Annotated in this window: 15 protein-coding genes; 5 read left to right on the forward strand and 10 right to left on the reverse strand. The window is 74.4% G+C overall.

Annotated features, from left to right (window positions below):
* Positions 1-187: 187 nt before the first annotated feature.
* A complete protein-coding gene (locus ACFY23_RS21490; protein ID WP_350682950.1) occupies positions 188-1,057 on the forward strand; it encodes a hypothetical protein in 870 nt (289 codons plus the stop codon).
* 84 nt (positions 1,058-1,141) lie between these two features.
* Here ACFY23_RS21490 and ACFY23_RS21495 read toward each other — a convergent pair whose 3' ends face one another.
* Positions 1,142-1,519, reverse strand: a complete 378-nt coding sequence (locus tag ACFY23_RS21495; RefSeq protein ID WP_350682948.1) for a DUF6401 family natural product biosynthesis protein — start codon at positions 1,517-1,519, stop codon at positions 1,142-1,144.
* A gap of 162 nt (positions 1,520-1,681) precedes the next feature.
* Between ACFY23_RS21495 and ACFY23_RS21500 the strand changes: the two genes are divergently transcribed.
* Positions 1,682-2,131 carry a hypothetical protein gene (locus tag ACFY23_RS21500; protein ID WP_350682946.1) on the forward strand — a complete coding sequence of 150 codons (450 nt, stop codon included), beginning with the start codon at positions 1,682-1,684 and terminating at the stop codon, positions 2,129-2,131.
* Between the two features lie 68 nt (positions 2,132-2,199).
* On the opposite strand, the gene ACFY23_RS21505 is transcribed toward ACFY23_RS21500, so the two are convergent.
* Positions 2,200-2,412: a hypothetical protein gene (locus ACFY23_RS21505; RefSeq protein ID WP_350682944.1), complete on the reverse strand. Its 213-nt coding sequence runs from the start codon at positions 2,410-2,412 to the stop codon at positions 2,200-2,202.
* A 154-nt stretch (positions 2,413-2,566) separates the two neighbouring features.
* Here ACFY23_RS21505 and ACFY23_RS21510 point away from each other — a divergent pair, with 154 nt between their 5' ends.
* Positions 2,567-3,799, forward strand: a complete 1,233-nt coding sequence (locus ACFY23_RS21510; RefSeq protein WP_350819227.1) for an MFS transporter — start codon at positions 2,567-2,569, stop codon at positions 3,797-3,799.
* Positions 3,800-3,842: 43 nt separating this feature from the next.
* Here ACFY23_RS21510 and ACFY23_RS21515 read toward each other — a convergent pair whose 3' ends face one another.
* The 4 genes from ACFY23_RS21515 to ACFY23_RS21530 all read right to left on the reverse strand — a co-directional run bounded on the left by ACFY23_RS21515 (position 3,843) and on the right by ACFY23_RS21530 (position 6,196).
* Complete coding sequence (locus tag ACFY23_RS21515; protein ID WP_350682940.1) at positions 3,843-4,103, reverse strand: hypothetical protein; 261 nt, start codon at positions 4,101-4,103, stop codon at positions 3,843-3,845.
* A 93-nt stretch (positions 4,104-4,196) separates the two neighbouring features.
* Positions 4,197-4,658, reverse strand: a complete 462-nt coding sequence (locus tag ACFY23_RS21520) for an SRPBCC family protein (RefSeq protein WP_350682938.1) — start codon at positions 4,656-4,658, stop codon at positions 4,197-4,199.
* Between the two features lie 52 nt (positions 4,659-4,710).
* Entirely contained in the window at positions 4,711-5,127 is a 417-nt protein-coding gene (locus ACFY23_RS21525) for a DUF2795 domain-containing protein (RefSeq protein WP_350682937.1), read from the reverse strand.
* Between the two features lie 88 nt (positions 5,128-5,215).
* A complete protein-coding gene (locus ACFY23_RS21530) occupies positions 5,216-6,196 on the reverse strand; it encodes a YihY/virulence factor BrkB family protein (protein WP_350682935.1) in 981 nt (326 codons plus the stop codon).
* A gap of 163 nt (positions 6,197-6,359) precedes the next feature.
* Between ACFY23_RS21530 and ACFY23_RS21535 the strand changes: the two genes are divergently transcribed.
* Positions 6,360-6,761: a ChaB family protein gene (locus ACFY23_RS21535; protein ID WP_350682933.1), complete on the forward strand. Its 402-nt coding sequence runs from the start codon at positions 6,360-6,362 to the stop codon at positions 6,759-6,761.
* Positions 6,762-6,825: 64 nt separating this feature from the next.
* Here ACFY23_RS21535 and ACFY23_RS21540 read toward each other — a convergent pair whose 3' ends face one another.
* Positions 6,826-8,259 carry an aldehyde dehydrogenase family protein gene (locus ACFY23_RS21540; protein ID WP_350682931.1) on the reverse strand — a complete coding sequence of 478 codons (1,434 nt, stop codon included), beginning with the start codon at positions 8,257-8,259 and terminating at the stop codon, positions 6,826-6,828.
* A gap of 72 nt (positions 8,260-8,331) precedes the next feature.
* On the opposite strand from ACFY23_RS21540, the gene ACFY23_RS21545 reads away from it, so the two are divergent.
* Complete coding sequence (locus ACFY23_RS21545; protein ID WP_350819228.1) at positions 8,332-9,936, forward strand: NAD(P)/FAD-dependent oxidoreductase; 1,605 nt, start codon at positions 8,332-8,334, stop codon at positions 9,934-9,936.
* A gap of 492 nt (positions 9,937-10,428) precedes the next feature.
* Here the strand turns inward: ACFY23_RS21545 and ACFY23_RS21550 are convergent, their stop codons facing one another.
* The 3 genes from ACFY23_RS21550 to ACFY23_RS21560 form a co-directional block, all read right to left on the reverse strand.
* Positions 10,429-11,196: a polyprenol monophosphomannose synthase gene (locus tag ACFY23_RS21550; protein ID WP_350682927.1), complete on the reverse strand. Its 768-nt coding sequence runs from the start codon at positions 11,194-11,196 to the stop codon at positions 10,429-10,431.
* 166 nt (positions 11,197-11,362) lie between these two features.
* Positions 11,363-12,364, reverse strand: coding sequence for an SDR family oxidoreductase (locus ACFY23_RS21555; protein WP_350682925.1), 1,002 nt, complete (start codon positions 12,362-12,364; stop codon positions 11,363-11,365).
* Positions 12,361-12,789, reverse strand: coding sequence for an SRPBCC family protein (locus ACFY23_RS21560; protein ID WP_350682923.1), 429 nt, complete (start codon positions 12,787-12,789; stop codon positions 12,361-12,363). The genes ACFY23_RS21555 and ACFY23_RS21560 overlap by 4 nt, the downstream gene beginning before the upstream one ends.
* Positions 12,790-12,825 lie beyond the last annotated feature (36 nt).

A 12,825-nucleotide genomic window follows, 5' to 3' on the forward strand; every position in this document is an offset into this window, starting at 1 on the left:
CCGCAGCCTAACCGGACCACCCGGCACCCGTTCCCGATCATGCCCCGCGCGTCGTCCGCGGCGAAGGCTCGTCCAGGTCAGGGCGGGTCTGCGATGACATGTCGGGAAAAAGTCGGGGACCGGCACGGCGTGCCGCGTCGGTGACCGGGTAAGCGCGCGACGCAGTCCATGCGACAGGAGGGACGTCATGCCGGAAACCCTCGCGGTCAGGCAGGTCGACATCGGCGACGCCGTGGCCGACATGTGGAGGTCGGTGCTGCTGTTCATACCGCGGGCCATCGCGTTCATCGCGATCCTCGTGGTCGGATGGCTCATCGCCAGAGCCGTGCTGAAAATCGTCGACGCGGCGCTGGAACGGGTGAACTTCGACCGGGCGGTCGAACGGGGTGGCATCAAGCGCGCGCTGGAACGCACGAAGTACGACGCCAGCGACATCCTGGCGAAACTCGCGTACTACGCCGTGCTGCTGTTCACCCTGCAGTTCGCCTTCGGGGTCTGGGGACCCAACGCGATCAGTGACCTGATCAGCGGTGTGGTCGCCTGGCTGCCACGCGCCTTCGTGGCGATCATCATCGTCGTCGTGGCCGCCGCGATCGCCAACGCCGTCCGGGATCTGGTCACCGGGGCGCTGGGCGGGCTCGCGTACGGCAAGATCCTGGCCGACGTGACGGCGATCTTCATTCTCGCGCTGGGTGTGATCGCCGCGCTGAACCAGGTGGGCGTCGCCACCACGGTGACCACTCCGGTGCTGATCGCGGTGCTCGCCACGGTGGTCGGCATCCTGGTCGTCGGCGTCGGTGGTGGTCTGGTGCGGCCGATGCAGAGCCGCTGGGACCGCTGGCTGGACCGGATGGCCGAGGAGTCACGGGCGGTGCAGGAGCACCGCCGGGCCCGGGAGGCCGGCCAGACCGACGTCGGCCGGCAGATGGCCGACCGGGCGGCGGCCGAGCGCACCGAGATCATGCCGCGCGGTCAGGAGTCCGCGACGATGGCCGGTGGACGCGGCACCTACCAGTCGGGGAACGTGGGCGAGGAGACCCAGCAGTTCCGCCGCTGACCGGGCCGGTGACGGCGAGGCGGGAGGGGTGTCCGCGAACGTGGCGGGCGCCCCTCCGGCATGCCGGAGGAACGGTCGGCCCGGTCAGACGCGGGGGAGCGGGCCGGGCGCCGGGGTGCCCAGCGTGCGGGCCAGCGCGCAGACCGCGAGCAGCCGGGTGAGCAGCCAGTCCGGCTCGGACCAGTCCACCGGCGCCGCCGCCGGCTGCCAGCCGTGCTCCAGCGCGGCCGCGCGTACGCCCTCCGCGTAGCCGGCGAGCGCGGCGGCGCTCAGCGGCCGCCGGTCGCCGTCGAGGCTCTCCCGCACCGCCGCGGCGTGCTGGTCGACCAGGGCGAGCAGCCCCGGCCGCGCGGCGGCGGCGGCCAGGCCCTCGGCGCCGACCGAGGTGGACAGGAGGGCCAGGGTGGCTCGCGCCGAGCTGGCGGCGGAACGGGCCTCGACCCGGTTGAACGGCACACGCATGGGAAACGAGGCTATCCGGCCGATTCCCGGGTCGACCTCGGCCACTCGGCGGGTTTTTGGTCCTCCACCGATCGGTCAACCCGGCCCACGGGATTGACCCGGCGCGGGCGGGGCAGGAGGAGAACCGCCCGGAGGGGCGCAGCCGACACCGTGGAGGAACGGATGGGACAGCACGTGGACGAACCGGACGAACGGCACCGCCGGCCGGCCGGGGTCAGCGACGAGACGGTGGCCGCGCTCGGCAAGCTCAGCGAGGCGCTGGAGTGCGTCGAGCGGGTGCGCGGCCACCTCTACTCGCTGCACCAGCTGGTCGGGCACGCCGACCTGATGCTCGACGACGCCGTGGAGATGTTCCGTGCCGCCGGGCACGGGCACATCGCCGAGCGCATCGACACCGAGCTGCTGGGTCGCAACGTGATCGCCGGCCGCTGGACGTTCCAGATCGTCGAGGACTTCGACGACGGGTACTACGCCCTCTTCCGCGACCTGGACCGGGCGGCCCGGGAGGAGCTGGTCGACGGCCGTCGGCACCTCTACGAGGCGGAGATGAAGGAGCGGCGGCGGACCCGGGGCCGCTCCGGTCACGAGGCGCGCCCCGGCGGTACGGGCTGACGCCGACGAGCGCTCGCTCGCCAGGCGCAGGCGGGGGACGACCTCCCGGGCCCCCGGCGGCCGCCGCGCTAGTCCGTCGAGCGCGCGTCGGCCGGGCGGCGCCGGGCCGCGTCGTCGGCGATGATCACGGTCGCCACCATCAGCGCCACGCAGAGGCTGAACAACCAGGAGTCGTCCGAGACCAGCTTGGCGGAGACGGGAGCCTGGAGCGCGGCGAGGAGAAAGCCGAGCCAAGCCAGGCGGCGCTGACGCGTCGAGAGGAAGCCGGAGCCCTGTTGCATCCCGAAAGTCTTGCGCGCGTCTCGGGGGTTGCCGTCAGCCGAACGGCCGATTCTGGATGAGCTGTCCGTTTCCCCGCCCGTCCGGATAGCACTTTTTGTCCGTGCGGGGGACGCCCGATCGCGGCGTCGGCGGCACGAGGCAGGATGGTTGTCCGTGTCCACCACCCCGCCCCGCGCCTCGCTGCTCCTGCTGGCCTACCTCGCCTTCGTCAGCCTCGGTCTGCCCGACGGGCTGATCGGGGTCGGCTGGCCCTCGATCCGGGCCGACTTCGGCGTGCCCACCGAGGCCGTCGGCCTGGTGCTCACCGCCGGGACCACCGGCTACCTCACCTCCAGCGTGCTGGCGGGCTTCACGCTGGCCCGGCTCGGGGTCGGCTGGCTGCTCGCCGGCAGCACCCTGCTGGCCAGTCTCGCGCTCACCGGCTACGCGCTGACGCCCGGCCTCGCCCTGATGGTGGGCTGCGCCCTGGTGCTCGGTCTGGGCTCCGGCGCGATCGACTCCGGGCTGAACGCGTACGCCGCCGGCGCCTTCGGTCCGCGCCACATGAACTGGATGCACGCGTTCTTCGGCCTCGGGGTGGCGCTCGGGCCGCTGATCATGACCGGGGCGCTCAGCGCGGGGCTGGCCTGGCGCTGGGGGTACGGCCTCGTGGCGACGGCGCAGCTCGTCCTGGCCGCCGCGTTCGCGCTGACCGTGCGGGCCTGGCGGGACCGGGCGGCGGCCCGCGAGCCCGCGCGGCCCCCGGTCGGCGCGGCGCCCGTCGCCCCGCCGGTACGCGAGACGCTGCGGCTGCCGGCGGTCTGGGTCGGCGGGCTGGCCTTCGCCGTCTACGTGTCGATCGAGGTGGCCGCGGGGCTCTGGGCGTTCCTGCTGCTCACCGAGGGCCGCGGCCTCGGCGCGGCGGTGGCCGGCGTCTGCGTCTCCGGCTACTGGGGGAGCCTGTTCGTCGGGCGGGTGGTGCAGGGCGTGGTGGCCGAGCGGCTGGGCGCGGGGGCGGTGCTGCGGGGCAGCCTGGTCGGGATGGCCGTCGGCGCGGCCCTGATCGCGGTGCCGGCCCCGGCCTGGCTGGCCGTGGCCGGGCTGCTCGTCGTCGGGTTCGCCGCCGCCCCGGTCTTCCCGCTGCTCACCCTCACCACCGTCGACCGGGTGGGTGCCGCGCACGCGGACCGGACCATCGGGCTCCAGATCGGCGCGGCCGGGCTGGGCGGGGCGCTCGTCCCGACGGGGATCGGGGTGCTGCTCGGCAACACCTCGGTCGAGCTGCTCGGGCCGGCGCTGGTCGTGCTCGCGCTGGCGCTGATCGCGCTGCACGCGGCGGGCACCCGCGGGCGGCACGGCCGCCGTCAGGCCGAGGACATCGACGGGCCGGTGCCGGCGGTCGGCTGAGCGGGACCGGCACGGGCGGCCGGGCGCCCGTGCCGGCCGCGGCTCACATCGTGTCGGGGCCGGTCCGCCCGGTCGTCGAGGGGCGGTAGGCGCGCTCCGGGTCGGTCGGCTCGCGGCCCGCCCCGGCGGCCTGCCCGCCGCGGTCCGCCGCCTCCGGCCCGTGCCCGAACGCGGCCTCTCCGCCGGCGTCGTTGCCCGTCGCGTCGTCGGTCTGGCCGTCCAGCGTCGACCGCGCGACGGCCTTGTCCAGTTCCTGCAGCGGAATCCGTTCCTCGTCCCGCCACACCTTGTTCTCGTCCGTCATACCCATCGCGGTACCCGGGCCCACTCCGGGCAAACGGCGACGGCCGCCGGAGGAGCCGGCGGCCGTCGGAGTTCGTTGCCCGGGGGCGGGGGATCAGGGCTGCGGCCGGTCGACCTTGCCGCGCCAGGCGCCGGTCTCCTGACCGCGCCGCTCGATGAACTGCTTGAACCGCTCGAGGTCGCCCTTGGCGCGCCGGTCGACGATGCCCAGCTTGTCGCCGGCCTGCTCGACCACGCCGTGCGGCTCGAACTCGAGCTGCAGGGTGACCCGGGTGGTGTCCGGGTCGAGTCGGTGGAAGGTCACCACTCCGGCCTGCTTCGTGCCGCCGGTCGAGCGCCAGGCGACCCGTTCGTCCGGGAGCTGCTCGGTGATCTCGGCGTCGAACTCGCGCTTCACTCCGGCGATGTCGACGGTCCAGTGGGTCATCGTGTCCGACAGCTGCCGGACCTCCCGCACCCCCTCCATGAAGTGGGGGAACTCCTCGAACTGGGTCCACTGGTCGTACGCGGTGCGCACCGGGACGGAGACGTCCACGTGCTCGGTAACGCCACTCATCAGGCATCCTCCTTCGTCCGCCGGTGTGGGGCCGGATCCTGCGGGGATCCGGTCACCAGCGGGTCGTCTCGTTCTTGTGGCCGAGCGCCGCCCACACCTCGGAGACCGTCTGGTAACGGATGCCTTCGGGCAGCCGCTCCAGTTCGGCGACGATGTCCGCCGGCGCGTCGTTGTCCCGCGCGTTGGCGATCAGCGCCTCCCGGTCGCCCGGCAGGGCGGCCATCGTGATGAACCGTCCGAACCGGCTGCGCCGTTCGACGTCCTGGGAACTCATCCCCTTGGGCGCGCCCGAACGCAACTCGCCGGCCGGGGCCGTCGTCGGCTCCGGCTGGTCCTCACCGGCCGGCTCCGGCACACGGGACTCGTCGACCCGCGAGCCGCCGGTCCCCGGCCCCTGGACGAGGCCGCTGACCTCCCGGCTCATCTGCTCGTCGACCCTCGGTCCGTGCTTGCTGCTGCCACGTTCCATGCCTTCTGCGCTACCCGGTGGCACCGGCGGTAAACCGGCACCCGGGTGGCGCCGGCGGTAAATCGGCACCGCGGTGAACCGGCGGCGGTCACGCGCCGGCGGGCGCCTTCGGGGGCAGGACCGGCTCGTCCGGGTCCGGCTCGCCGGCCTGGAGCACCCGGCCCCGCTGCAACTCGGCGTTGATCTGCACGCCGAGCATCAGCGCCGAGTTGGACAGGTAGAGCCAGACCAGGAACGCGATCACGGCGCCGAGGCTGCCGTAGGTGGCGTCGTACGAGCCGAAGTTGGCCACGTAGAGGCCGAAGCCGAAGGAGGCGACGACCCAGGACACCAGGGCGACCGCCCCGCCCGGGGTGAGCCAGCGGAACCGCGGCTGCCGGACGTTCGGCGCGATCCAGAACAGCAGGCTCAGCAGCACCATCATGATCATGGCCAGCACCGGCCACTTGGCGACGCTCCACACGGTGCGGGCCAGCCCGCCGGCGTGCAGCAGGTCGCCCACGGCGTCGGTGACCGGGCCGCTGACGATCAGGCCGGTGGCGACGACGGCGAGCAGCACCAGCGAGACCGCCGCGAGGCCGATCTGCATGGGCCGCAGCTTCCAGACCGGCCGCCCCTCCTCGACCCCGTAGACCGCGTTGGAGGCCCGGGTGAACGCCCCGATGAAGCCGGACGCCGACCAGAGTGCGCCGAGCAGACCGAAGCTCAGCAGCACGCTGGCCGAGTCCTTCTGGTCGACCACGCCCCGGACCACCGACACGAAGCCCTCGTTGGCCACCACCGAGCCGGCGCCCATGTCCCGGGCCAGGTCGAGCACGGTGTCCACGGTCTGCTCGCCGTTGGACACCAGCCCGACCAGGGCGACCACCACGATGGTGGACGGGAAGAGCGCGAGCACCCCGTAGTAGGTGAGCGCGGCGGCCCAGTCCGCGCAGTTGTCCTTGACGAAGTTCCGCGCGCTGCGCACCAGCACCCCGCGCCAGGTCCGCCAGCTCAACTGCCGCACGGTGCGGGGGATCCGCAGCCGCTGCTCCCCGGCGCGCGTCGTGCCGGGCTCCGTCGTCGTCATGGCCCGCTCCCTGTGCCCCGGCCGCCGGACGCCCGGGCGCCTCCGGCTTCGCCTGGCCCCGCCGGTACCCCCGGCCGGAAAACGACAAACCCGGCCACCCGGTTTGCCGACCGGCGGCGGGGGAACGGTCAAACCAGAACCCATCGACGCGGAGGAGGACGAGATGCCCGGGCGTGAGGTACTGCCCAGCACGCTGCGACGCTCCCCGGAGAAGGCGCAGCGCACCTGGGCGAAGACGCACGACTCGGCCGTGGAGACGTACGGCGAGGGGGAGCGGGCGCACCGCACCGCCTTCGCCGCGGTCAAGCACGAGTTCGAGAAGGTGGGCGACCACTGGGAGCCCAAGGGCCGCAAGGGCCCGAGCGACCGCCAGGCGGCCGGCGGCGGACCGGAGCGCCGGGCGCCCACCGCAGGTGGGGTGGACGCCAACGCCACCAAGGACCACCTGATGAAGGTGGCCCGCAAGCTGGACGTACCCGGCCGGTCGAGCATGACCAAGCCCGAACTGGTCAAGGCCATCGAGAAGGCGAACAACCGGCAGACCGCGAAGGCCCGCGGCCGCTGAGGTCATCATCGCGTACGACGCACGCAGGGGCTGCCCACCGCGGGCAGCCCCTGCGTGCGCGTGCTCACCAGTGGCCGCCGCCGGGCGCCTCGATGTGCACCGCCTTGGTGGCGGTGAACTCGTCCAGCAGTTCCGGGCCGTACCCGAAGCCGTGGCCGCTGCCCCGTCGCGGATGCGCGGCACCACCCGGCGCCCCGCCGAACACCGCGTTGATCTTCACGGTGCCCACCGGCAGTTCCCGCCAGGCGCGCTGGGCGTGGCTCATCGACCCGGTCAGCACCGTGGCGGCCAGCCCGTACGGGGAGTCGGCGGCGCACCGCAGCGCCTCGGAGAACGAGTCGACCACGACGATCGCGGCGACCGGCCCGAATGTCTCCTCGCGCACCAGCGTCATGTCGTGCCGGCAGTCGGCGACCACCGTCGCCGGGTAGAACGCCCCCGGGCCGTCGGGCAACGTCCCGCCGGTGCGGATCCGGGCCCCCTCCGCCACCGCCGCGGTCACCTGCCCGTGCACGTGGTCGCGGTGCCGCCGGTCCACCAGCGGCCCCAGCTCGGTCGCCGGATCGGTGCCCGGACCCACCCGCAGCCGCTCCGCCCGTTCCACGAGGGACTCCGTGAGGTCCTCGGCGACGTCCCGGTGCGCGTAGATCCGTTCCACCGCCACGCAGATCTGCCCCGCGTTGGCGAACGCGCCCGTCGCCGCCTGCCCGGCCGCCCACACCGGGTCGACGTCGCCGTCCACGACCAGCGGGTCGCTGCCGCCGTTCTCCAGCACCACCTTGGCGCCGGTCCGCGCCGCCGCGGCCGCGATGGCGCGCCCGGTGGCGGTGGAGCCGACGTGCGCGACCACGTCGACCTCCTGCGCGGCCAGCGCCGCCCCGACCTCCGGGCCGCCGGTCAGCAGCGACAGCACCCCTGGCGGCAGCGCGGAGTCCAGCGCCTTCGCCAGCAGCCAGCCGGTCGCCGGGGTGCGTTCGCTCGGCTTGTAGAGCACCACGTTGCCGGTGACGAGGGCGGCGCCGAGCAGCCCGCAGGAGACCGCCACCGGGTCGTTCCACGGGGTGATCGCGGCGACCACCCCGCGCGGCTGCGGCATCATGAAGTCGAGGGCGTGCGTGCCGCCGTGCAGGGTCCGCCCGCCGCGCACCGGGGCGAGCTCCGCGTACTGTCGCAGCGTGCCGATGCCCGCCGCCACGCCGCCCCGCGCGTCCTCGAGGGGCTTGCCCATCTCGGCCGTCGTCGCCCGGGCCAGGTCGTCGGCGACCGCCGCCACCGCGTCCGCCGCCCAATGCAGGGCCGCCGCGCGGTCGGCGGGCGAGGTCGCCGCCCACTCCGCCGCGGCGCCGCGCGCCGCCTCCACCGCCTTGCCGACCTCGTCCGCCGTCGCCACCGGCACGGAGCTGACCGGGGAGCCGTCGGCCGGATCGTGTACGACCAGCTCGCCCCCCTCGCCGCCCGCGCCCCACACTCCGCCTATGAGCTGCGCAACCGTGTACATGCGGCGGTGGATCCCCGTGCCCCGACGAGGCAAACGCGTTTCGCCCGGTTGCTGGCTGGGTAGGCGGATCGGATGAGTTCGCCCGGCGCGGAGAGCGCGGACGCCGTCGTCGTCGGAGCCGGCCACAACGGTCTGGTCGCCGCCAACCTGCTGGCGGACGCCGGCTGGGACGTCCTGGTGCTGGAGGCCACCGCCGCGCCCGGCGGGGCGGTGCGCTCCGCGCAGGTGACCGCCCCCGGCTACCTCAGCGACCTCTACAGCTCCTTCTACCCCCTCGGCTACGCCTCGCCGGTGCTGCGCGGGCTGGGGCTCGAGCGGTACGGCCTGCGCTGGCGGCACTCGCCGGACGTGCTGGCGCACCTGCTGCCCGACGGTCGGGCGGCCGTGCTCAACCGCGACCCGGAGGCCACCGCGGCCTCGCTGGAGGCGTTCGCGCCGGGCGACGGCAAGCGCTGGCTGCACGCGTACGACGACTGGCGGCAGGTCGCCGAGCCGATGCTGGACACCATCACCAGGCCGTTCCCGCCGGTGCGCGGCGGCCTGACCCTGCTGCGCCGGCTGCGGGTCTCCGGCGCGCTGCGGCTGGCCCGACGGCTCGTGGTGCCGGTGCGCAAGCTCGGTACCGAGCTCTTCGACGGCGAAGGGGGTCCGGCGCTGCTGGCCGGCTGTGCCCTGCACACCGACCTGTCGCCGGAGGAGGCCGGTTCGGGCGTGTACGGCTGGCTGCTCGCCATGCTCGGCCAGCAGGTCGGCTGGCCGGTGCCCGACGGCGGCGCGCAGAAGATCACCGACGCGCTGGTGGCCCGGCTGACCGAACGCGGCGGCCGGATCGTCTACGGCGCCCGGGTCGACCGGGTGCTGACCGCCCGCGGTCGGGCGATGGGCGTGCGCACCGCCGGCGGCGCCCTGTGGCGGGCCCGCCGGGCCGTGCTGGCCGACGTCCCCGCCCCCGCGCTCTACCTGGACCTGGTCGGCGCGGCGGCGCTGCCGCCCCGGCTGGTGGAGGACCTGGCGCACTTCCGGTGGGACGGCTCGACGCTGAAGGTGGACTGGGCGCTGTCCGCGCCCGTGCCGTGGACCAACCGCGCGGTGGCCACCGCCGGCACCGTGCACCTCGGGGCGGACCTGAACGGGCTGACCAGCTACGCGGCCACGCTGGCCCGCTCGGAGGTCCCGCGCGATCCGTTCCTGCTCGTGGGGCAGATGTCGGTGGCCGACCCCAGCCACTCGCCGCCGGGCACCGAGTCGCTCTGGTCGTACACCCACCTGCCGTTCCGTAGGCGCTGGCGGGCCGAGGAGGTCGCCGACCACGTCGATCGGATGGAGCGGGTGCTGGAGGAGGCCGCGCCCGGCTTCCGCAGCCTGATCGTGGGGCGGCACGTGGCCGGGCCGGCCGACCTGGAGGCCGGCGACCCGAACCTGGTCGGCGGGGCGGTCGGCGGCGGCACCGCCGCCGCGTACCAGCAGCTCTTCCTGCGCCCGATCCCCGGCCTGGGCCGCGCGGACACCCCGGTGGACCGGTTGTTCCTGGCGAGCGCCTCGGCGCATCCGGGCGGCGGGGTGCACGGCGCTCCCGGCGCGAACGCCGCGCGGGCCGCCCTGGCCCGCGACCGCGCCCTCACCGGCCCGCTGTACGCGGCGACGATCGACGCGGCGCACCGCACGATCTACCGCTGACCCGACCCCCACCCACCCGCGCCCGGTGTCGGCCGCACCCAGGATTGCTCCGGCTCCGTTGCCGGCCGGCGGCAACGGGCGCGCTCCGGCGGTGATGGCGCGGCGGCTCGTGCGCTCGAACTCACCGCGCGTGACGGCCTGCCTGCCGACCGGACCACCCCCGATCCGCCTTTGCTCTGCACCCCTATGCGCACCGGTGACCGTCGGTAACGATATTCGACCCGCGGTTCCCGAACCGCTGCCGGATCAGGGCAGGTCAAGGCAGTGGTGCGTGGGTGGGTGCAGAGCAAAGCGTCCAGCCGGCAATCCACTGACTCACGGGCGATCCTCACGGAGCGTGATGTGACGCTCCGTGGCGGCGGTGGGTGAGTGGGGCCGCATTCGGCGGAGCGGATCGGCTGACGCGCCGCATCGAGGTGGCGTCGGCCGCCCAGCGCTCCACGCCGTCGTCGCGGTGCCGTACCCGCGCTCGGCGCCCGCCGTTCCGGTGCCTCAGCGTTCGACGTTGCGGTGCTTGCTGCGCAGCTTGAACGGCATCAGCGCGCTCTCGATCTTGGTGGCGGTGGTCATCTTGGACGCGCCGTCGCGCCGCTCCTCGAAGCGGATCGGCACCTCCAGGATGGTGTGCCCCAGCTTGGTGGCCAGGTAGTGCATCTCCACCTGGAAGCTGTAGCCGTTGGACTGCACGCGCTCCAGGCCGATGTCGCGCAGCGCGTCCGCCCGCCAGATCTTGAAGCCGGCGGTGAGGTCGCGGATCCGGACCCGCAGCAGGGTGTGCACGTAGAGGTTGGCCCAGCCGCTGAGCGCCCGCCGGTAGAGCGGCCAGTTCTCGTCGAGTTCGCCGCCGGGGACGTACCGGGAGCCGATGACCACGCCGGCCTGGGTGGAGAGCAGCGCGCCGAGCATGCCCGGCAGCGCCTCCGGCGGGTGCGACAGGTCGGCGTCCATCTGCGCCACGTACTCCGCGCCGCCGTCCAGCGCGCGCCCGATCCCGTCCACGTACGCCCGGCCGAGGCCCTCCTTGCCGGCGCGGTGCACGACCTCGATCCGGTCGGGGTGCTCGATGGCCAGCTTGTCCGCCACCTCGCCCGTGCCGTCGGGGGAGTTGTCGTCGGCGACGAGGATCTTCAGGCCCGGCAGCGGCAGGGCCACGAGCCGCTCGACCAGCACCGGGAGGTTGCCCGCCTCGTTGTAGGTGGGAACCACGACGGTCAGGCGTGCGTCCCGCCAGGGCGCGGGCAACTGCACGGGTTCGATCATGTCGGACATCCTCGGTCGGCGGACAGGGCTCCATGAGAGCGTAGCCAGTCGCCACATCCGGGTCGAAAAGGCACCCCTTTCCGCCGGGTGACCCGGCCCCTGCGGAGGGCGACGACGGGTCGGACGCGGGCGTCCGCCCGCCCGGGCCGGCGGGAGCGGTTGCCGGTCAGCGGAGACGGCGGGTCAGGGCGGTGAGCGCCAGGGCCAGACCGGCGAGCGCGAGGCCCGAGACGGCCGGCTTGTGCGTACCGACCCAGAGGGCGGCCGAGCGGGTGCGGGCCCGGTAGGTGAAGACGCCCTCCGCGCCCCGGTCCTGCTCGTCGTCGCCGGGCCGGTCCAGGTTGTCCCGCCAGGTGGCCGGGTCGACGGGCGTCTCGGTCTGCTGGCTGTCGTAGCCGTCGCGGGCGAGCTTCCGGTCCAGCAGGCCGGGCGCCAGGATGTCGCCGAGCCGGGCCCGCCAGGTCGGCCCGCCCACGTTCAGCTCGCGCGGCCCGTGGTCGGCCGCCCAGACGATCGCCTTCGCGGCCACCTCGGGCGCGAAGATCGGCGGGACCGGCTGCGGATGCCGGGGCATCCGGGTGCGCACCCAGGAGAACTGCGGGGTGTTGATCGCCGGGAGCTGCACCATCGACAGCTTCACGCCCGGGCAGTCGTGCAGCAGTTCCGCCCGCAGCGAGTCGTTGAAGCCCTGGATGGCGTGCTTGCTCGCGCAGTACGCCGACTGCAGCGGGATCCCCCGGTAGGCCAGCGCGGAGCCGACCTGCACGATCGCGCCCCGCCCGCGCGCCCGCATGTGGCGCAGCGCCGCGAGCGTGCCGTGCACGGTGCCGAGGTAGTTGACCTCGGTGACCCGGCGGAACTCGGGGGCCGGGATCTCCCAGGCCGGGGCGAAGACCGAGACCATCGCGTTGTTCACCCACACGTCGATCCCGCCGGACCGGTGCGCCACGTCGTCGGCGGCCCACTGCACCGCGTCGGCGTCGGCCACGTCGACCCGGTATGCGCACACCTCGGAGGCGCCCCGTTCCCGGCAGTCCCGCTCGGCGGCGGCCAGGCCGGCCTCGCCCCGGGCGAGCAACGCGAGCCGGGCGCCGCGCTCGGCGTACCGGCGGGCGACGGCGCGTCCCACGCCGGCGCTCGCCCCGGTCACCACCACGGTCTGCGTCATCCGTCCGCCTTCTGCCGCTTGGCGATGTCCGCCAGCCGGGTGAGCGTCTCCTTGTTGCGCTGGTGCAGCACGAGATCGTTGATCTTGTTGCGGACCCAGCGCAGCGGGCCGGCGGCGAAGTCCTCGCCGATGCGCACCCGGGTCGTGCCGTCGCCGACCGGCTCGAGGGTGAAGACCACGATCGCCTCACCGGCCGGCCACAGCCCGGCACGGATCACGAGCCGGCGCGGCGGCTCGCAGGCGAGCACCGTCGAGGAGTCCTGGAGGGAGAGCGGCCACGGCCCGGCCTTGTGGTGCAGTTGGGCGCCCACCCGGGGCCAGGCGTCGTCCACGTCGCGGACGTGCACCGTGCCGACGACCCAGTCGCTGTAGGTCCAGCCGTCGGCCAGCACCGCCCAGACCTGCTCCGGGGGAGCTTCGATCACTTTCTCCACAATCGCCACTGCGCTCCCATACCCTGA

It is taken from the genome of Micromonospora sp. NPDC000121 (assembly GCF_042899165.1).
Taxonomy (GTDB): domain Bacteria; phylum Actinomycetota; class Actinomycetes; order Mycobacteriales; family Micromonosporaceae; genus Micromonospora.

Coding starts and splice junctions, on each gene's coding strand:
- ACFY23_RS21490 (WP_350682950.1), top strand. CDS start 188: ATGCCGGAAACCCTCGCGGTCAGGCAGGTCGACATCGGCGACGCCGTG.
- ACFY23_RS21495 (WP_350682948.1), bottom strand. CDS start 1,519: ATGCGTGTGCCGTTCAACCGGGTCGAGGCCCGTTCCGCCGCCAGCTCG.
- ACFY23_RS21500 (WP_350682946.1), top strand. CDS start 1,682: ATGGGACAGCACGTGGACGAACCGGACGAACGGCACCGCCGGCCGGCC.
- ACFY23_RS21505 (WP_350682944.1), bottom strand. CDS start 2,412: ATGCAACAGGGCTCCGGCTTCCTCTCGACGCGTCAGCGCCGCCTGGCT.
- ACFY23_RS21515 (WP_350682940.1), bottom strand. CDS start 4,103: ATGACGGACGAGAACAAGGTGTGGCGGGACGAGGAACGGATTCCGCTG.
- ACFY23_RS21520 (WP_350682938.1), bottom strand. CDS start 4,658: ATGAGTGGCGTTACCGAGCACGTGGACGTCTCCGTCCCGGTGCGCACC.
- ACFY23_RS21525 (WP_350682937.1), bottom strand. CDS start 5,127: ATGGAACGTGGCAGCAGCAAGCACGGACCGAGGGTCGACGAGCAGATG.
- ACFY23_RS21530 (WP_350682935.1), bottom strand. CDS start 6,196: ATGACGACGACGGAGCCCGGCACGACGCGCGCCGGGGAGCAGCGGCTG.
- ACFY23_RS21535 (WP_350682933.1), top strand. CDS start 6,360: ATGCCCGGGCGTGAGGTACTGCCCAGCACGCTGCGACGCTCCCCGGAG.
- ACFY23_RS21540 (WP_350682931.1), bottom strand. CDS start 8,259: ATGTACACGGTTGCGCAGCTCATAGGCGGAGTGTGGGGCGCGGGCGGC.
- ACFY23_RS21545 (WP_350819228.1), top strand. CDS start 8,332: ATGAGTTCGCCCGGCGCGGAGAGCGCGGACGCCGTCGTCGTCGGAGCC.
- ACFY23_RS21550 (WP_350682927.1), bottom strand. CDS start 11,196: ATGATCGAACCCGTGCAGTTGCCCGCGCCCTGGCGGGACGCACGCCTG.
- ACFY23_RS21555 (WP_350682925.1), bottom strand. CDS start 12,364: ATGACGCAGACCGTGGTGGTGACCGGGGCGAGCGCCGGCGTGGGACGC.